Genomic DNA, 18,949 nt, shown 5'->3' with positions numbered 1-18,949 from the left:
GGTAATGTCGCAGAGCGACTGCCAAAGTCAAGACTCCGTATCGTATGACTCAATCCCCCTGATTCGACTTTATATGCAGCAAGAGTTCGCATCACGGCTACGTTCGGAAAGCCAGGTAGAATGCGACGGGAGACGCAAGCGTTACACGTCCGAACAAGGAAGGCGAATATTGCCTACGGCTCCTGCACAACCGGCCAGCTCTGCGCGCCTCGGGCGAGGCGGAGATCTGGCGCTGGATCGCGGACAGCCTTGAGACGCCTCGCATGAGTCATTCGATGGGCGGTCCCTGGTGCGAGGCCGAGGCGCTCGACTACTGGCCGACATCCTCGGCGGCGGGACTCGCAGCCGGCTATACCAGCACTTTTCGACCGCATACGCGCCCAGCTTCTCTCCGAAATCATTGCCAATGAGCGCGAACCTCACGCGATCGCCGAGCTGGCCTGGCGGCGCGGAATCTACGGCGTATTCGAGACCGCCCAAGGGAGCCTGACCAGCGTAACGCCCTCCGATCTAAGCGCCTTCCACAAAGCCGCTTTCGCCCGCGACGGGCTGCATGTGGCGGTCGTAGGCGACATAGATGCCAAAGCCCTGAGAGCAAGGCTCGACCAGCTGTTCGGCGATTTGCCTCAGAAACAGGCGCTCGCCCCCGTACCTGATGTCACCCCGAAGCGCCGAGCGGACGCAGGTCGCATACGCCCTCCACCAGACTTCGCTCCAGCTGGCCTTTCCCGCCATTGGACGCAACGACCCGGAATTCTACGCGGGACAGCTGATGAACGATATAGTCGGAGGCTCACGATTTACCTCACGTCTGTTCCAGGAAGTGCGCGAAAAGCGCGGCCTTGCCTACGGTGTCTCGTCCAGCTTGGAAGGCTACCAGCATTCCAACATGCTTGTCGTGACGACGTCGACGCGCGCCGACAGGGCGGCCGAGACGCTCGACCTGATAACACAACCAATCAACGAGCTGGTGGACACAGGCCCAACAGCGGCCGAACTCGAAGCGAGCAAGAAGTATCTGATCGGCGCCTATGCTATCGACAATCTGGGTTCCTCCAGGTCGATTTCCGCCACGCTTGTCGGGTTGCAGCTCGACAAACTCGGCATGGACTACATCCAGCGCCGCCCGGCCCTCATCGAGCAGGTGATCCTCGACCAGGCAGGGCGGCGGCGAAGAAGCTGCTTTCGGCCGGGCGTTGGCCCGTGACAGCGAATAATCCCACGCTCTACAATAGCTGAAGGACTCGCCGAACTACGTGTGGCTGATCCGATTATGGTGTGGCAGAATGAACGCCTTGAGACTGCCTGCGCGCCCTCGCAGACCAGGTTCTCTCCCGTGATTCGATTTCCCGCCCCGAAGAATGCCGTCGTTCCGAGAAAGTATTCTAACTTTTGCGTATACCAAATACGGGAAAGTTAGAAACTCTTGAATATGATGATTATGCTAGCTTTCCCGTATCTCAGGGAACTTTAGAAATGGCCCTTCACCTCGTTGTGAAAACATCGATAAAACCCGCAGCCACTATCAGGCTGAAACGGGCAAGCTCGTCCAGTTAATGCGCGGCATCTATCTCGATGCCGGGGAGGATATCGAGGCCATGATACTCAAGCACGCCATCGCCAAATACCTGTATCCCAACGCTTACCTCTCGGCGGCGAGCGCTGTGCTTCTCGGCCCGACCCGGGATGGCCGCCTGTTCCTGAGCGGGCGACGAATACAGCGCACGCGCTTGCGCTTGCTGGAAATCATTCAGAACGCAGCTCCCGACCACCCATCAGTCGCTCAAGCGGTTGTCGATGATGGAATGGGAGAATTCCGGATCGACGTCTCCTCGATGCGCCAGCGCTTCCTCGAAGCTTTCCGCCTGCGCAGCGAACACGCGGCATCCATCGGCGAGACGATGCGCGAGGCAATCGCGAACCGCCTCATAGAACAATACGGCAGCGCCCAGGGCGCTGCCGACGCGACATGGGCGCTTGCCGGCGCGAACCAGCGGTATCGCGAGGGCGAGCACGCCGAGCGCTTTTTCCTCCGCCCTCCACTGACCACAGAACCCGCACGCAACGAAGCCGCGCTCGATCTGATCGTGGCGTGGCACGGCTAGGTGCAATGTTTGCCCTCGCGCAGCAAGCCGGCTTTTCCTGACGTCGTCGTCAACCTGGGTCTATGCGACCGAAGGTGGTCGCGTGGGGCCGCGAACTCTGCTCCAATGCCAAGGTCCGAAAGATCAGCTTTACAGGCTCCACCGCGGTTGGCCGACTGCTCATGCGCCAGCGCTCGGACCAGATCAAGAAGGTCAGCCTCGAGCTCGGCGGCAATGCGCCCTTCATCGTCTTCGATGACGCGGATATTGACGCTGCGGTTGACGGCGCGATCCAGGCGAAGTTCCGCAATGCCGGCCAGACTTGCGCGTTTCATCGAACCGGCTTTACGTCCAATCGAGCGTTCACGATGAGTTCGTCGAGAAGTTCGTGGAGAAAGTCCGGCACTTATCGGTTGGCGACGGCTTCGCTCCGGGAGTGGACGTCGGACCACTCATCGACATGCATGCTTTGGCCAAGATCGAGTCCCACATCGCAGATGCCGTTGCCAAAGGTGGGATAATTCGATGCGCGGCCGAACATATCGGCAAGGATGGCACCTTTTTCAAACCCACAGTCTTCACCGAGATCTCCAGCATCATGGCGGTTGCGCAAGAGGAGACTTTCGGGCCGTTGGCGCCGATCATCCGCTTCCACGATGCGGATCAGGTCATCTGTGAGGCAAACGACACGATTACGGGCTCGCCGCCTATTTCCATGCCTCGAACCTGAGGCGTGTCTGGCGCGTGGCCGAGGCATTGGATGGCATGATTGGCATCAATACGGGCGTATGTCTTCGGAAGCGGCGCCCTTTGGCGGCTTGAAGCAGTCCGGCATCGGGCGGGAGGGTTCCCGCCACGGGCTCGAAGACTACCTCGGAATGAAGTACCTCTGCATGGGTGGAATCTAAATGACGTCGCCCCGAGTTTCTCCAGTTTTGGGTTCGTTTCCGGCGTGGGTTGTGCGCTGCTGGGCGGGTGAAGCGACGGGCGCTGGCGCGGAACCTTTCGCATAGCGCAGCGCGAGCGACCGTCGCGGGTTGAAGGTGGTGGCGAACTCGGCCGATGTCTGCCAGGCGATTTGGGAGTGCGGCCGCGCGGTGTTGCAGTCGGCGCGCCACAGGCGATAGCGATGCTTGCCATGCGCATGGAATGCCATTCGACCGGTTCTGATCCGCGCAGGAGAGGATGGCGTTCGAGATGAACTCGCTGGCATTGTCACTGACCAGTGATGAGCCGGTTCAATTCCCGGGCAACCAAGTGCCCTCGACCGTGCTGAATAGCGCGCCTTTGCCATACCGGCGGATTAGCGCGGCCGACCTTACTTCGGCATGATGCGAGCAATTTCTGCACCAGGCGCGCGACGTATGCCACTCCCTCAGATCGCCCAGCGATACGTCTGGGCCTGCATGTTTGCTGCCTTCTGCGATGGCTTGCCGACACTTTCGGCTCGCCGGGTGTGATGATCTTCTTCTGCGTCTTTCCCTCTCGGCGATATTGCCGTTCGGCCGTCCCGACCAAGGCCAAACCTCGGGCCGTTTTCCCGTTCCCGGGTAGAGCTTGAACGTCTCGTCGATGATGTCTCTGGCGTGCTGCGAGCTCAACGCCGAGGCGCTTGGCATCGATGCATGGCGCGACATGATTGCGGCGGTGTCGCACGGGTTCGACGGTTTGGGCTTCAGGATCGTGCGGATGGGCCACGCTTTTCTGGCGGCGCGAAACACGGGCAATGCGCGTTCAAAACCTGACAAAGGCAGAAATTTGTCAGGTTCAATCCAACCGCCATCCGGGCACTACGGAGGTTTTTCAAAGCATATTCATGCACTTGCGCGCTGAGCCCGCTGGCATGGACCTTGCAACGCTTGCAGCAGGACGGTATGCAATGGAGCAGACGAGGATGTTCTCTCCCCTGAACCGTGTGCCGTCTCTGAGAGGGAAATAAGCTCGTGCAGAAAATCTCACAACCTTTGACAACGGCTTTGGAGAACAACGTGGTGTTGCAGATCGAGTCCCCGGCTCCTTCGATTCAAGCGGAAACCTGGCTGCGTGGCGAGCCCCTCACCAGCTTCGAGCCTGGCAAAGTGTACATCGTCGAATTTTGGGCAACTTGGTGCGGTTCGTGTGTGGACGGGATGCCCCATCTGATGCAGCTGCAGGAGAAATACAGGGAAAGCGGCGTTGAGATCGTAGGAGTCGCGGCTAGTGAACGCGCTCCAACGGCCGATGAGGCCCGAAGCACGTTGGACGCTTGGTTGACGGAAAAGTTCCCGAATCTGAACTATCGGATCGCATTCGACTCGACAGGCGAAATGGACAAGCTTTGGATGGAGCCCAGCTTTTCTTTCTGGATTCCCACCAGTTTCGTGGTCGACCGAGACGGCTGCATCGCCTTTATTGGTGCACCGACGGAACTCGATGAGGTCTTGCCGAAGGTGCTTAACGGCAGCTGGCGCACCAGCGATAAAGCAAAATCCGCCGATGCGGAGCGGATCGCGGAAGGCGAACCCATAGCGCGCGAACAAGCGCTGAAGAAGCCGATCAATGACAGATATCGGGCGGCGGTGGAGAAAAAGAATTGGAGGACGGCGCTCTCGGCGATCGAAGAAGGCATCGCCTTGATGCCGGACAACCTCGGTTTCCGCCGTTCTCATGTGAATCTGTTGCTTCACAAAATGAAGGACATGCAGGTCGGCTTGCCCGTCATGCGCCAATTCGTTCGCGACGCGATCAACAGAAACTCCGAGAATTGGATGGTTGCGGCGTTAGACGAGCTCTTCTTTCCGAACTATGACCATTCGCACTTTCCGTCTGCTGAGCGCTTGGCGATGGGAAAACAGCTGTCCGAACACATCCTGGCACTGAATCCCCCGGAAAGCGACAAACGTAAGCTCCTGCCCTATCGTTTGGCAGCCCTCTACTATCACGAGAGCGGCAACAAAGATCGGGCGATCGAGTTGATCGAACTGGCACTGAAGTCGCAGGGCGGTCCGGAGCTTATCCGGGACGAAGATGAACAGCGCGAAATATCCCATTTGCTGCAGTTCCTGGCCTACTTCAAGGGTGAGAAGGTTTGTTACGGCGCTCTGTGTGCGGTTCCAAACAATGGCCGATTCGACAGCTGGTATACCGTTTGCGGCTGACCGCCAGCTTATGTGAGGGACAGAACTGGCCGGGCGGACAGCTCTTGATGCGAACGGCGCAAACCCCGCCCGGCTTGCGAAATCACCTGGGCCGCTCTTTTGGACCTAAGTCCGAAGGACTGCGGCCTTGTACGATGCCCGCCTTTGTTTAGGCGGGCTATGAGCTGAGCTACGGGTTTTGCCCGCTACTAACCGTTCGCCAGCCTGGCGCAGGTGCCTCTCAACACCTCCACCACACCAAGGTTTCATGCCGGTAGCGAATTCGATCTTGGCGGCATGGCCATTAAGCACATGGGAGGGCCTCGCTGGCGGCATGCCTGTGATCTGGTACTGCAGCCCACGCTTGCCTCCGCCAGCGGTTCGATGAGGCAGCCTGTCGCACAATTGATATCAGGACTTCAATGCCGGAACACCGGACCCACCCTCAATTCAATAAATGAGGTGTCGCGTACCACGGTTGGCTGCTTGATCCAGGCAATTCAGGCCGCCGTCATCCTCAATGAGGTGACCTCGACCAGAGCCTCGGCCTTGAATGGCATGATGCAGGTGCATGGGATGGCGGCCACCGTCATTTTCGTCGATCCGAACGGAATTTCTTGCAACCGGTTTGCGGCTTTATCCAACACGCAAGGGCCGCGCTGTCGACAGTCTCCCAACGCACCAAAAAGGCAACTGTGCAGAGCAAGCCTTCTATCCATCAATCTCCCTTTTGAAAATCATCATATCTGTGACCAACACTGCGATATTTTTCGCGGCGGAAGGAGCCAGGCACAGTCATTTCCATGCGCAACAGCATTTCTAAGTTTCTCAGCTCGCCGGAACACGTCGGCGGCCGATGTCGCGCTCCGGGGGAGCTCTATTCCTTTTCGAACAACATCAGATTTGTCGCAGAACTGAGTGAATAGGATCTCGTCCACAAATCCATCATCACTCTTCGCATCGGCGATCACTTGAGAAATCTTCTTTCTTCTTTCGGCGCTAAGCTTCTCCAGCCAGCGGCCCGGCGTTTCGAAGCGTCTCCTTATCGCATCCGCCATGGACGCTGCTCGCACTGGCAATTTCTGCATGTCTGAAATGCTGACGAGACCTTCGGTCTGGCGTCAGGAAACAACTAGCCGACACGGCCTTTGGTCGGCGTCTCGGATGAAGTCTAGAATGCTTGCGTCGGCTCCAACCAACGTCTCTTCTGGAGCGGAAACACGCTCAGAGATTTTTCCACTCGGCGGTGTCGCGTCGAAGAAGCGTTCTGCAAAAGAATAGTCCCCCGAAACCGCCGTCATGAACCACAGGGACATAGCTGTGACGAATTGATATTTCGCGTAGTTACATCGGAAACCGACTCGCAAGTCATAAGATGAGCTCTAGTGTCATTATCATTCCAACCGTAAGGCCTCCCTGTAGCGTGCCAATTTCCGGACTTACGTCGGCGAGTTCTTGATAATCGTTTTTTCCGCACGAAACTTAAGGTCCCATAGGAGAAGGCGAGGAAATCAATGCACGGTAGCAACGACGAGCCTGTCTCTCGAGAAATTGTAGAAGCGAGAATCAATTCTGAGTTCCACGTTTGAAGGCCGATTCCCAGTGCAGCGTCTGGACCCGGAGGCGTCTAGGAATCCAACAGCGGCATTCAACCAGAACCGAAATTCACCCACGTCGAAATGCGCAATGTTCGAGCGTATGGTCTCAGCGGCATGCTTTTCATGGACCCGCGCCAGCTTGCAGATTGTCATTGCCAGCATGATTGGCTGGCTGTTAGCCCGCTCCCACAGGAAGTCGTCGTCTAGAAATGCTGCTTCGTCAGCATCCGAAAACTCGAATCCACTACTGTCCCGTACCTCGGCAAGATTTTCATAGGGATGACTGTGGAAATCACCGATGAGCGTCAAGTGTGGTGCCCATCGATCCATCAGTTCGCTCTTCAGGCGGACAGCCTGATTGTTGGGCTTCACGCTGTTCCGTGATCGCTCGGCTGAAATGCTGAGACTCATAAGATCGACATGGAAATGGGTCGTTCCTTTCGAGTCCTCGCGACTGAAGCCCCAAAGATACCCCAGCGTTTCCAGCTTTGTTCGGCGCGGACGACCATCTCCGAGAACATAGGCTTCCAGTGTGGCAAGCGTAATAGTGTGACGAGCTGCATCAGAAAGGGAAATGGTGAAATTCATCGTGCGTTACCTGAAGGTGCCTCCGATTCGTTTCCGATCAACGGCCAGCCACGATCCTCACGGGGGCTTTGCTGGTCCAAATCGCGACATATCCTTGCATTTCAAAATTCGCAAGATTATAGCGATTGCGGAGGTGCGACATGTCGACTCCCACCATCAGCATCCGTTTGAAAGCGCTGCGCAGACAGCGCAACCTCTCGCAGGAGGAGGCCGCGCGTCTGTTCGGCTTCAAGGACCGCCAGACCATTTCCGCCATCGAGACGGGCGAGCGGCGACTTTCGGCCGAGGAACTCGTTCGCGCCGTCGAAATCTTTCGCGTTCCGCTGGACTTTTTCACCGATCCGTTTCTGCTCGTCGGCGAAGGTAAGTTCTCCTGGCGTCAGAACGGCGTCATCGGTCGTGCCCTACTGGGTTACGAAGAAGACGCGGGCCGCGTGATCGCGGCATTCCGTACGCTCGCGCCACAAGTGGGCAGGGAAGCTCCGCTGCTGAGGTGCTCGCTCGGTCTTTCAAAAGAATCCAGCTACGAGGATGCATCGGCTGCGGGCGACCGGTTCGCCGGCGAATATAAGCTAGGAAACGTGCCTGCCGCTCGCCTCGCCGAGGTCATGGAGCGGGATCTCGGAATGCTGGTCCTGATGGTTGATCCGATCGAAGGCGTGTCGGGCGCCGCCTGCCGCCTGCCGGAACTGGATGTCGTGTTGATCAATCGCCGCGAGGTTGCGGGTCGCCGCCATTTCGACCTCGCTCACGAGCTTTTCCACATCCTCACCTGGGACGCGATGCCGCCGGATCATGTCGAAGATGTCGTGCCCAAGAAACGTAGCCGGGTCGAGCAACTCGCCGACAATTTCGCCTCGGCTCTCCTCATGCCTTCAACTGTGCTTGGCAAGGTTGGCGATTGGTCCGAATTGGCAGGCGACGAACTCATCGTACGGCTGAACGCGGTCGCAGATGAATTGAGGGTCACGGCTTCCGCATTGCGCTGGCGGCTGGTCGGCCTTGACTGGATCGACAAGGATATTGGCAGGGGTATCGCCGAAGATCGCCTTCGCAACAACGGCCGTAGCAAGCCCGCCGAAGAGCCGCTGCTTCCGCTGTTCTCCCCGACGTTCGTCGAGGTGATCGGCAAGGCTGTCAATGAGGGTCGTGTGGCGATGAGGCGCGTATTGCACCTGCTCGGCATCTCGATCGACGATCTTGCGGACCTCTTTGCAGTTCACAGCGTGGAAGCGCCATACGAGTTGTAGGCGGGTGAATGCCGCGGCACCGAAGTTCGTTGCTGGTCGATACCAACGTCATCATCGAGTGCTGGCGTGTGTCGGCATGGAAGGCGCTGACGAGCGGGTACCCGGTGGAGACGGTCGAGATGTGTGAGATCGAAACCCAGACAGGGCTCCAGAGGCGGCGGCCCGAACAGCAGATCGAAGCTAATGTTCTGAGAGAGACACTTAAAGCCGTACATCCGGTCAGCGACATTGAACGCGCGAGCGCGCTATTGCGTGACGACCATATGCGCTTTCTGGACGCCGGAGAGCAGATGCTCTGGACACACCATCACGCGCAGCGACGCTTGGCTCCTTTGCGGTCCGGATAAGGCGAGTCTTCGCGTTGGGCTGCGCCTCGGCTTGCGCGACAGACTGGTCTCGTTGGAGCGGCTCCTCGCCGATATCGGCCATCGTCCGAAGGTCCTGTTAAAGATGCCTATACCCAAAAATGGCTCGACCAGACGCTGCGCAGCTTTACCTTGAGAGACCGACACCATGACGAATTCGCTCGAGGTACGAAACAAGCTGATCGACATCCTCCGCCGCGACCTAGTCGGCCCGAATCCTGACCTTGATCAGAATCTCGCACGCGAAGTTTGACCGAGAAGCAATCGCTGGGACGCCGGGGGCTTTATCGTTCCCGCCTACGACGGTGTTGCGCCTGTGATACCTGACGGCGAGGAAACCATCGAAGAAACCGCCGACGACCTTCTCGCCAGTGAGATGCTGGACTCCGCTGTCGAGGGGGAGGTCGAGGAGAAGGATTCGACTGACCAACCACCGCGGGACAGGTTTCTTCCGTCGTCGATAGGGTTGACGGTGGTTCTTCCGCAAACGGTGAGTCAAGTCACGCTGCGCGCAACATGGGGGAACTATAAGACGGAGCCCCCATTGCCCGATGCGCTCCTCATTCCCGAACTGTCGGGAAAGGGCAAGCCAAAGCCAGAAAAGCCCGAGAACCTCCGTTGGGTTCGGGTTCCCGGCGAAGCCGCGATCGTCCTCGACGTCACTCGGAACCAGTCCGGAATCCTGCTGCCGGAAAGCGCTGACTCAGAGGCCGGGCGGCGGCATCGAAGTCGCCGTTGACACCGTGTGCTCCGTCAAAAGACTCCGGAGGGGGCTGAAGAGCGTCTGCGCGTCATCACCGTCTTCTTGGTAAACCGTCGACGGAGCACAAAGGCTCCGTACAAGGACGTGGCCTACGCGTTCCAGACCCGGATCGAGCTCGAATGTGCGGATGGATTTTATCCGCGCAGCGACCTGTCCACCTACCAGTCCGATGATTTCGACCTTAGGCTGGGCGATCTCCATTATCGCGATGTCCGCGAATATGCCGTTGGTCGCAACACATCTGCAGGCTGGCAAGAACGGCTTGACGCGACGAACGATCCGCTCCCCGTGACGCGTGTTTGGACCGATTTCCTTCCGCAGCAGGAGGTGGAACGTGTCGTCCCGGCAAGGAGCGATGGCGTCGAGTTCGGCATGGAGGCTCTCGCTCGGGCTGCCGTTTCCGGAGCCGAAGCGGTCAGTGCAGCCTTGGATTCACTGCCTGAACTTTACGCCGAGTGGCGGCGGAGTCAGGAAGGACTGATGACAGGGCTTGCGCCGAGACGGCTAAAGACGGGCCAGGCGCTTCTGGAAAATGTTGACACCGCCGGCAGCAGGATTCGCGATGGGATAGATCTCCTTAAGCGTGATACGATGGCGCGTGAAGCATTCGGCCTGATGAATACGGCGATGGCGATGGCCAACCGCCGGCGCGAGGCAGAAGAAGCTGCCGGGCGATGTAGACCCGCCAACATGGCGGCCGTTCCAGCTAGCCTTCGTCCTCCTCAATCTCGTTGGCGTGACCGACCGAAACAGTGGTGAGCGCGAGATCGTCGACCTGCTTTTTTTCCGACCGGCGGCGGCAAGACGGAAGCATATCTTGGACTTGCCGCCTATGCGATTGTGCCGAGGCGGCTCCGCGGATCTGGCGTGCTGGGTGCGGGCATCAGCGTCATCATGCGCTACACGTTACGCCTGCTCACGCCGCTGGTCTCGTCTGCGCGCTCGAACTCCTGCGGACCCATGATGACAATGGCCGGAAGACGCTTGGCGAATGGCCGATCGAGATTGGACTCTGGGTGGGCGGCGCAGCCTCACCGAACAATCCAGCCGCGAAATTCTTCCGGCAAGGACGCCGCGACGACCTGGCTGAAGCGGTACCAGAGCAGACCTAAGACGAAACCCCGGTGCCACTGAAGGCATGTCCCTGGTGTGGTGAGCCCTTCAAGCCAGAGAGCTTCCACTTCACGCCCAACAGGACAGCTCCGCAGAATCTAGTGCTCAAATGCGAGAACGCCGAATGCGACTTCACGCGGGATCGACACCTGCCGGTGCTCGTGGTGGACGAGCCAATTTACCGCCGTCTTCCCGCATTTCTCATCGCCACGGTGGACAAATTTGCCTCCCTTCCATGGATTGGCAAGAGCGGCGCATTCTTTGGACACGTAGATCGGCATGATCCGGACAAGGGGTTCTTCGGCGCGTCTGAGCCAGGCGAAGGTCGCCCCTTCGGAAACGGGCATCGGCTCGATCCGCCGGATCTTGTCATCCAGGACGAACTGCACCTGATCTCTGGCCCGCTTGGAACGGCGGCCGCACTCTACGAAACAGCGATCGACCTGCTGTCGTCGCGGCCGGGTCTTCATGGACTCATTCGTCCAAAAATCGTCGCCTCGACCGCGACCGTCCGAAGGGCGGAGAAACAGATCGCAGCCTTGTTCGATCGTTCGGAGACGGCCGTATTTCCGCCACCCGGCATCCACCGTACCGACAGCTTCTTCGCCAGCACTGTGCCATCGGCACGAGAGCCAGCCCGCCTCTACGTCGGTGTGGCGAGTCAGGGTCGCGGGCTTAAACTCCTCTTTCTTCGGAGCATGCAGACCCTGCTGGCAGGCGCGCAGGCATTGACTTCCAGCCCGACGCAAGAAGGGGAAGATGCCGCCGATCCGTATCTGACAGTGCTCACGTATTTCAATGCGCTTCGCGAGCTTGGGGGCGCTCGTCTGCTCGAATTCTGCACGGTGTCACCGACTGGCGCCGGAGTTGACCCGGGATTAGGAGGAGCACTCGTTGTCGGATTCTCGACGATGTCGGACATGTGACACAACGCTTCCAGAGCGATCGCATTGTTCCGAAACGATTTTCCCAGTTGGCACGTCGGTTGCGGTCCTATGCGCAAAAGCACTGCGATGCCGCACCGACTGGAAGAACTCATCAATGATCACGCTTTTCGAACATGTGGGCGCCGCTACCAACACTGAGCGTTCCCGATCAAACGGAAGCCATTCCACTTTCATTCCTCAGGTCGTTCGGACATGAACGCATTTGATGTCCGTCCAACGCTGGATGCTCCCGACGACGATCCCTATCTCTGGCTTGAAAATGTAGAGGGCGAGCGGGCACTTGCCTGGGCCGCCGGCCAGTCGGCAAAGACCCTAAAGCACTTCGGTGGAACGCAGTTCGAGCGCGACCGCGCGGCTCTGACAGCCATTTTCGACAATCGCGACAACCTTCCCCTGATCGCGCGCCATGGTCAGTACCTCCACAATTACTGGCGAGATGCCGGAAATCCACGCGGACTGTGGCGCCGGACCACCCTTGCCGCCTACATGAAGGCGGATCCCCAATGGGAGCTACTGCTCGATCTGGATGCTCTCGCGGCTAGCGACGGAGAGGATTGGATCTGGGACGGCGCGTCCATCGAGCCGGAGAGACGGGAAAGAGCCGTTCTGCGCCTGTCGCGCGGCGGCAGCGACGCGGTCGTGCATCGCGAATTCGACCTGATCTCTCTGAGCTTTGTCGCCGACGGTTTCAATCTCCCCGAGGCCAAAGGCTACGTTAGTTGGCTGGACCCTGACACGCTTCTGCTTTCCAGTGCGCTTGGTAATGGCATGGCCACCCGCTCCGGCTATGCGCGCACCGTGCGACTGTGGAAGCGTGACGCGGATCCCCTCACCACACCGGTAATCTTCGAGGCCGGGTTCGAGAGCCTCAAGGTGTCTGGTCATTCGGACCGCACCGGCCGCAGCGAGCGCCTTTGGTTCATCGAGAAGCCGGCCTTCTTCGAGGAAATCAGCTGGATCGGCGACAGGAGCGGGCCGAGGAGGCAGATCGATCTTCCTCGTGACGCGTCGTGGCGGGTCTTCGGCGACTGGCTGGCGGTAAGGCCGCGCAAGCCGTGGACGGTGGGAGGCACCACCCATCCCGCCGACGCGCTGATCGTCATCTCGCTTTGCTCTTTCCTCGCCGGCGGACGCCGATTTGAGACCCTGTTTCAACCAGGGGAAAGGCGCTCCCTGCAGTCATTCTTCTGGAATGACGGGAAGCTCATTATCTCTTACCTCATCAATCTCGTACCGCGTTTCGAGATGTTCACTCCCGGCCACCAGGAATGGACGCGCCGAGTCCTGGACACTCTGCCCGCCGAAGGGACTGTCCACGTCTGGTCATTCGATGCGGCAGTTCACGAGGCCAATGGAGAGGTCCTGGTCTGTGCTCAGGATCCGATCACGCCGCCGCAGCTCTTGCTATTCGATCTCAATGCCGCGCCGTCTCTCAGCGCTTCAGCAATCCTGAAGCGCAGCCCGGAGAATTTCGATGCATCCGGACTGGTGGTCACGCGCCACGAGGCAGTCTCTATCGATCATGAGCTGATCCCCTATACGCAGGTTGGTCCGGCGAACGGGAACGGAGATGCTCCGATTCACCTTTCCGCTTATGGCGGGTTCGGCGTATCACTCCTGCCCTACTACAACTCCCCGCTGGGCAAGCTGTGGCTCGAGCGCGGCGGCACGTGTGTCGAGGCGAACATCCGCGGCGGCGGCGAGTTCGGCACCCGCTGGCACGAAGCCGGGCGCAGGGAGGGCAAGCGTCTCGCCCATGACGATTTCGCCGCCGTTGCCGCCGACCTCGTGCGAAGGGGCATCACCCTGCCGAGGCGGATTGCCGCCGAGGGTGGCTCAAATGGCGGCCTGCTGATCGCAAACATGCTGACCCGCTATCCTGAGCATTTCGGGGCTCTGTTCTGCACAGCACCGCTTATCGACATGCGTCGCTACACCAAGCTCTTGGCGGGCGCGAGCTGGATCGACGAATATGGCGATCCGGACAAGGTTCACGATTGGGCTTTCCTGAAGGAAATCTCCGCCTATCACGCCGCAGCGCCGGGACAGCCCTATCCGCCTATCCTGATCGCCACCACGAAACGCGACGACCGCGTCCATCCGGGCCATGCGCGCAAGATGGCCGCAAAACTGCAGGCTCTTGGCTATCCCGCTTACTTCTACGAGGCCAGCGCAGGCGGGCACGGCTGCGGCGAGGACAATCGGGAGCAAGCCGCATTCATCAGTCTAGGCACCAATTTTCTCCGCAGCGCAATCGGCTTCAACGATCACCTTCCGGAGACGGCGGAACGCGTTGCAACGCAAGTGGGGCATTTGAGGTCCATCAACAATTCATTCGAGCAGGAGACGAAATAGTGCAGTGCATCCTTTCTGAACATCAAGGAGTGAATCTCATGGCGAGAACGCGAATGGGCGTAGCGCGGGCAACAGCAGCGGCGGTGGCCCTGATCATGGTGGGACAGCAGGCCGTCGCCGCGGAGCCTGCGCAAGCAGAGACCGTCCTGGCGGAGACGGGAGCCTCGGTCACCGAAGCGCCAATCCCTTGGCAGATCCGCCTGCGGGCGTTGGGCGTCGTTACGAAAGATCTGGGCTACGTTGATACGCTTCCCGGCTCCGGTCTTTCGTATTCGGACACGGTGACGCCGGAACTCGATATCTCGTATTTCTTCACCGACAACATCGCCGCCGAACTCATACTCGGTACCACCTATGCCAACATCGCGGGCCAAGGGACGATCGGAGGGTTGGGCAACATCGGCAAAGTTTGGCTGCTGCCGCCGACGCTCACGTTGCAGTACCATTTTACCGATCTCGGCGCGTTCAAACCTTATGTCGGCGCAGGCGTGAACTACACGATCTTCTACAACCAGGACACTGGCAGCGCTGATGCTCTCAAGGTGAAGAACACGTTCGGCACGGCGCTGCAGGTCGGATTCGACTACATGGTGGACCAGCACTGGGGCCTCAACTTCGACGTGAAGAAGCTTTTCCTGAAGCCGGACTTCGACGTCACGGTGGCCGGCGCGAAGCTGACGGGGAAGGCGGAGCTCGATCCCTGGCTGATAGGCGCAGGTGTCACCTACCGCTTTTGAATATCAGAGTGAAGTCTGCTTCCCGACTGCCGGTTTAAATGAAGGGCGCCTCGCGCGCCCTTTTTTACGGTCGACACTGCAGGGCGAGACCTCATGAAGCCGATTGTCGAGAGGGCGGGGCTCTCTTCCGGCGGACCAAGAAGGTGCACTGGCCAGCAGGCCTCGCGCCTGAGATGGAGGGCTTAGAAGCGCTTTGGATCGGGACGGGCTTTGGTATTGTGGGTGGAATGCTTCAGCCAGACTATTTGCCAGCATCGTCTCCCGGACGTTATGTCTGAGCTTCGTGTCAGCGCAAGGCGAACACGCGACTCCTAGATGCCGACACGATGGCTGGTTCAGCCATGCTGCGACAGTTGCCTGTTTTTTCGGTTCCTTTGCTGTTCGCGCGCTAACCGCAACGCTCCATACTAGTCTCGCGTGCCTGTCCCCGTGGGGCGGGCGACAGAAAGCGATTAGGCCCGCTGAAAGAGGCAGACCGCATCCGAAGGACCGTAACCAAGAGAAGGACCTGAAGCGAGAGCGAAGGTTGCGGCAGGCCGCGGCGGGCCTAAAAGGGAATGCCGACCACCCCACGTCCCAGGAAAAGCTGACAAAAACGCAGCGGCCGACTGTCCAATAGGGTGCGCCCGCGCGAGGGCGAGCTAAATGGCAGGGGCTGCCGGGGGACCTAAGAAAAGCGTGGGCTCACAAGCACCCGGCGCGCGCCATCAGGCCGCCAGCTACTTGGAGGGCGGGGGCATCAGGCCTGTTTGTCGGGCCGAACCAGATCCATGTGGCTGACGCCGAGGGCCAATGCCAGTTCATAGATCGTGATAATTGTCGGATTTCTTCGGCCTTTCTCCAAGCCGCTGATGTACTGCTGACTGAACCCGGAAATCTCCGCAAGCTGCTCCTGCGTCAGGCGCTTCCTTTGCCTGATCCTCTGCACATTCCGTCCGACCAACTTGCGCATATCCATGCACGCAAGCCAGCGGATCAGGCGGCTTGAGTTTATCAACTATAATATGTAATCCACATTTAGCAGGCACAGGGCTTCGCGGGTCCATCGGCCGGAGATAGAATTAGCGATGTTGCAGCCCAGATCGAACACGCCGTTCGCCGACGAGGTCCCCTGGTCGGACCGCATCACGCCCTACGACAAGGACCACTTTACAACCTATATGAGGCTCCTGGACGCCTCAGCCGACAACGCCACTGAAGAGGAAATGGCCCATGTGATCCTCGGCATTGATCCGGCACGCGAACCGGAGCGCGCACGGAACGTTCTTCGCAGTCATCTCGACCGTGCAAACTGGGTGGTGACGAGCGGCTACAAGGATTTGTTCGCCAATTGACGAAATGGGCGGTGCGGTCGCTTCGCTTCAAGCAACGAAGTAGCGCAACCACCATGCATCGACGCATCACCACAGCGCGAATGCCGCTCCAAGATGATCGCGAGGACTTCCAGTCGGCGCGGATGGCCCTGCGCTTCGCTGGTCTCATCGTTTTGTCCTCCGCTCGCCAATGGCTGCTTCCCAGGAAGCGGTGCGGCGGCGAGTCATGACAGGAAGGGGCGCGCCGTCTGAGCCGCACCGCATCCGGAGGACCGGATGGACGACCTACTGAAAGCTCACAGCTGGCTAAGGGTTGCGGGACGCCGCGGCGGGCCTAGAAGGATACGGCGCCACCTGCTGGGAAAGGCACAAACAGAGAGAATTGCGAGAGTCTAACGACGCGCTAGGAGGCGCAGCGGAATGGTCGAGACGCCAGAGCCAAGAAAAGCGGGGATCAATCCACCGGCACACGGCACGCGCGGTGAGGGCGCGGGCGCCCACTACGTGCGCAGGCTCAACAGAATCTCACACGGATCAGCATCGAGGGCCGCAGTTACGTCGAGAAACTCAATGATATCGAGACGCCGCTCGCCACCCTCATATTTCGCCACGAAAGATTGCGGACGACCAAGCTTCTCAGCCACCTGCGCCTGCGTCAGCCCTTTGACATTGCGCAGTGAGATCAACTGGGCCAGAAACCGCTGGTGGCGGGGAGATCGAAGAGATTTGGGCATTTAGGTGAACCGGTCAGGTAGAGACCGGCTCAGCGACTAATCCCCGTTTCGGATTATCCCATTTTGGGATATTCTGCCTTGCATCCAGCGATCAACATGCGAGGTTCGCGGCAGACATGAATCGATCACCGGGAACAGATAGGACTCAAAGCTCAACACTGCTCGACGAAGTCCCTTGGTCTGACCGTCTTACCTCCTACGACAGGGCGCACTTTACCATCTATATGAGGCTCCTGGACGCCTCAGCCGATGAGGCGCCCGAAGAGGAAATGGCCCAACTGATCCTCGGCATTGATCCGGCACTTGAACCGGAGCGCGCCAGGAAGGCGCTTCGTAGTCATCTCGACCGTGCGAACTGGATGGTGACGAGCGGCTACAAGGAATTGTTCGCCAGCTGACAAATTCGCAGTGCTCGGTCATAGAAGCAGGCAGTTCCTGTGGCAGCCACGGTCAGGCTGATCGGGACCTGCACTACAGCCCCGGCAAAATGGCCCCAGTGGCGAGCACAATTAAGTTCCCAGGAAATCGGGTTTGGCAACCGAGCGTCTGACGTGATAGAAGGTTCCGCTCTGTCTGGATGGGTATTAGCCCGGAGCAGCACTCCATATCGTGCCGGCGCTCGACGAAGGGTCCACCTCTTCGCTTTCAAGCCGCATAACCGACAGCCATCGCCCTAAGTTAAGGGTTTAGAGATTACCGGCAGGCAGGTATGCAAGCGGGCCATCCTCGGAAACTATATAACCGCACGACTAGCTCGTCAGCGACGAAACACCCGCTCGAGCACCCATAGACTATGAGCACCGGCGCGGACTGGAAGAATACGGCTGCATCGCCCGAGCCGGCGGAACAGAAGATCTTGGCATCCAGTCAACGCTCGATACAAGGCGTGCGATCGAATGGCCCGAGCACAAGGGGATCAGAAAGCTTCTCAGAGAATTGAGGACCCTTCGGACCCCAAAAGGGCTATAGCCTGATTTTGGGTTCGCACGCCTAGCTTCTTCTTGGCATTGTCCAAATGAAAAGCGATCGTGCGTGGCTTGATACCCAAGATGCGGCCGGTCACCCAGGCTGAATTACCCCGCGCTGCCCACCTCAGGCACTCATATTCGCGGGATGTCAGCGAAATCCCATCCACTGTTCGATCGCTCGGCAATTTGCGGCGAACGCAACGATGAAAGCAGGCCGCCATCAGTTGAAGAGCTTGTTCGTACCGCTCAGCGACCCGAAGAAATACTGGACGAGGCTCATCGGCGGCAAAAGTAACCGCAGCGATGCGGCCGCGGAGATCGACAATTGGGATCGTCAAACCGCAGCAGATGCTGAATTGAGCCGCCTCATCGAATAGCTGCTGTTGAGCCGGCGACATTTTATCGCCTCCGAAATTCGATCCCCAGTGAAACGGGCAGCCGCCATTTCGAGCACGCAAGACCACAGGATCGAGTTTCTCATACTGATTTTCCAGATACTGTCTGGTCCAGCGGGGTGGATAGTTTGAAATTAGCCTCGGTTTGCCGGAAGGCCGTGCTGGCAAGGAGAGGTAGGCAAAGAAGATTAGGTCAAGTCGTCCGGCCGCCTCAGCCATGGCATCCCGGAAATCTGCCTCATCGACACTCTGTGACAGTCTTTCTAGGAATGTCTCGAAAACAAGTGGCATGTCCCTCGTCATCGTCGCGCTCGATTCTTCCTCTTTCTGCACGCCTTCCGGCTGCGTCGTGTATGTCCCGACAAACGTGATTGAATCCGCGGGCGTCGCTGGGCTGACCGGGCTCCAGAATGCTGCCACACTTTCGATCTTCGTCGGTCATCCCAATCATGCTGGGCTCACCCGATGGGCGTCTGGCAGACGCCTCATGATCTCAACAGCTCAATCAGAGAATCTCCATGCATTAAATCATGACCGCCCCTGCACCGACCAAACCAGGAGAAATCATCCTGCGCTGACCAAAAGCCATCATTGACCCCAGCTTTTGCAGGAATTTGGGTCGG

General features: G+C 58.9%; 17 protein-coding genes and 4 pseudogenes. 15 read left to right on the top strand and 6 right to left on the bottom strand.

The features are described 5' to 3' along the window. Window positions 1–270: 270 nt before the first annotated feature. The 4 genes and pseudogenes from EN824_RS36680 to EN824_RS19105 all read left to right on the top strand — a co-directional run. A pseudogene (locus tag EN824_RS36680) lies at window positions 271–606 on the top strand (hypothetical protein); the annotation flags it as partial. A 49-nt stretch (window positions 607–655) separates the two neighbouring features. Continuing rightward, window positions 656–1,207 (top strand): insulinase family protein, encoded by a 552-nt coding sequence (locus EN824_RS36675; protein ID WP_335930839.1) that lies wholly within the window; start codon window positions 656–658, stop codon window positions 1,205–1,207. Between the two features lie 269 nt (window positions 1,208–1,476). Next, window positions 1,477–2,102 (top strand): annotated as a pseudogene (locus tag EN824_RS19110) (type II toxin-antitoxin system HipA family toxin); the annotation flags it as partial. Further along, window positions 2,093–2,992 (top strand): annotated as a pseudogene (locus tag EN824_RS19105) (aldehyde dehydrogenase family protein); the annotation flags it as partial. The pseudogenes EN824_RS19110 and EN824_RS19105, both read left to right, overlap by 10 nt. Here the strand turns inward: EN824_RS19105 and EN824_RS19100 are convergent. Further along, window positions 2,989–3,310 (bottom strand): annotated as a pseudogene (locus EN824_RS19100) (hypothetical protein); the annotation flags it as partial. The pseudogenes EN824_RS19105 and EN824_RS19100 sit on opposite strands and share 4 nt — an antisense overlap. 331 nt (window positions 3,311–3,641) lie before the next feature. Between EN824_RS19100 and EN824_RS19090 the strand changes: the two are divergent. Together EN824_RS19090 and EN824_RS19085 are read left to right on the top strand one after the other, a co-directional pair. Further along, window positions 3,642–3,917 (top strand): hypothetical protein, encoded by a 276-nt coding sequence (locus tag EN824_RS19090; RefSeq protein WP_126097371.1) that lies wholly within the window; start codon window positions 3,642–3,644, stop codon window positions 3,915–3,917. A gap of 110 nt (window positions 3,918–4,027) precedes the next feature. Continuing rightward, window positions 4,028–5,221, top strand: a complete 1,194-nt coding sequence (locus EN824_RS19085) for a TlpA disulfide reductase family protein (RefSeq protein WP_245458614.1) — start codon at window positions 4,028–4,030, stop codon at window positions 5,219–5,221. 719 nt (window positions 5,222–5,940) lie between these two features. Here the strand turns inward: EN824_RS19085 and EN824_RS36045 are convergent. Further along, window positions 5,941–6,258 carry a hypothetical protein gene (locus EN824_RS36045; protein ID WP_245458613.1) on the bottom strand — a complete coding sequence of 106 codons (318 nt, stop codon included), beginning with the start codon at window positions 6,256–6,258 and terminating at the stop codon, window positions 5,941–5,943. A gap of 453 nt (window positions 6,259–6,711) precedes the next feature. Further along, window positions 6,712–7,386, bottom strand: a complete 675-nt coding sequence (locus EN824_RS19075) for a hypothetical protein (RefSeq protein ID WP_126097369.1) — start codon at window positions 7,384–7,386, stop codon at window positions 6,712–6,714. A gap of 140 nt (window positions 7,387–7,526) precedes the next feature. Here EN824_RS19075 and EN824_RS19070 point away from each other — a divergent pair, with 140 nt between their 5' ends. From EN824_RS19070 to EN824_RS19040, 7 genes are all read left to right on the top strand, one after another. Next, window positions 7,527–8,636, top strand: a complete 1,110-nt coding sequence (locus EN824_RS19070) for an XRE family transcriptional regulator (protein ID WP_126097368.1) — start codon at window positions 7,527–7,529, stop codon at window positions 8,634–8,636. A 29-nt stretch (window positions 8,637–8,665) separates the two neighbouring features. Then, entirely contained in the window at window positions 8,666–8,983 is a 318-nt protein-coding gene (locus EN824_RS19065; protein ID WP_126097367.1) for a hypothetical protein, read from the top strand. Window positions 8,984–9,317: 334 nt separating this feature from the next. Then, a complete protein-coding gene (locus EN824_RS19060; protein ID WP_126097366.1) occupies window positions 9,318–9,740 on the top strand; it encodes a hypothetical protein in 423 nt (140 codons plus the stop codon). Between the two features lie 108 nt (window positions 9,741–9,848). Then, window positions 9,849–10,523 carry a hypothetical protein gene (locus EN824_RS19055; protein ID WP_127275150.1) on the top strand — a complete coding sequence of 225 codons (675 nt, stop codon included), beginning with the start codon at window positions 9,849–9,851 and terminating at the stop codon, window positions 10,521–10,523. 365 nt (window positions 10,524–10,888) lie between these two features. Then, the gene (locus tag EN824_RS19050; RefSeq protein WP_126097364.1) at window positions 10,889–11,803 is read left to right on the top strand and encodes a hypothetical protein; all 915 of its coding nucleotides are present in this window, start codon (window positions 10,889–10,891) and stop codon (window positions 11,801–11,803) included. Between the two features lie 213 nt (window positions 11,804–12,016). After that, entirely contained in the window at window positions 12,017–14,179 is a 2,163-nt protein-coding gene (locus tag EN824_RS19045) for a prolyl oligopeptidase family serine peptidase (RefSeq protein ID WP_126097363.1), read from the top strand. A 38-nt stretch (window positions 14,180–14,217) separates the two neighbouring features. Beyond that, window positions 14,218–14,916: an OmpW family protein gene (locus EN824_RS19040; protein WP_126097362.1), complete on the top strand. Its 699-nt coding sequence runs from the start codon at window positions 14,218–14,220 to the stop codon at window positions 14,914–14,916. Between the two features lie 739 nt (window positions 14,917–15,655). On the opposite strand, the gene EN824_RS19035 is transcribed toward EN824_RS19040, so the two are convergent. Beyond that, window positions 15,656–15,874, bottom strand: coding sequence for a helix-turn-helix transcriptional regulator (locus EN824_RS19035; protein WP_029354714.1), 219 nt, complete (start codon window positions 15,872–15,874; stop codon window positions 15,656–15,658). A gap of 109 nt (window positions 15,875–15,983) precedes the next feature. On the opposite strand from EN824_RS19035, the gene EN824_RS19030 reads away from it, so the two are divergent. After that, a complete protein-coding gene (locus EN824_RS19030) occupies window positions 15,984–16,250 on the top strand; it encodes a DUF2285 domain-containing protein (RefSeq protein ID WP_126097361.1) in 267 nt (88 codons plus the stop codon). 479 nt (window positions 16,251–16,729) lie between these two features. Here EN824_RS19030 and EN824_RS19025 read toward each other — a convergent pair whose 3' ends face one another. Next, window positions 16,730–16,963, bottom strand: a complete 234-nt coding sequence (locus EN824_RS19025) for a helix-turn-helix transcriptional regulator (RefSeq protein WP_126097360.1) — start codon at window positions 16,961–16,963, stop codon at window positions 16,730–16,732. A gap of 116 nt (window positions 16,964–17,079) precedes the next feature. Between EN824_RS19025 and EN824_RS19020 the strand changes: the two genes are divergently transcribed. Then, the gene (locus EN824_RS19020) at window positions 17,080–17,361 is read left to right on the top strand and encodes a DUF2285 domain-containing protein (RefSeq protein ID WP_126097359.1); all 282 of its coding nucleotides are present in this window, start codon (window positions 17,080–17,082) and stop codon (window positions 17,359–17,361) included. Window positions 17,362–17,891: 530 nt separating this feature from the next. Here EN824_RS19020 and EN824_RS19015 read toward each other — a convergent pair. Continuing rightward, complete coding sequence (locus EN824_RS19015) at window positions 17,892–18,629, bottom strand: LuxR family transcriptional regulator (RefSeq protein ID WP_126102498.1); 738 nt, start codon at window positions 18,627–18,629, stop codon at window positions 17,892–17,894. Window positions 18,630–18,949 lie beyond the last annotated feature (320 nt).

Origin of the sequence: Mesorhizobium sp. M8A.F.Ca.ET.181.01.1.1, assembly GCF_004792025.1 — a bacterium.
Lineage (GTDB): Bacteria > Pseudomonadota > Alphaproteobacteria > Rhizobiales > Rhizobiaceae > Mesorhizobium.
This window is presented reverse-complemented; position numbering and strand designations above follow the sequence as displayed.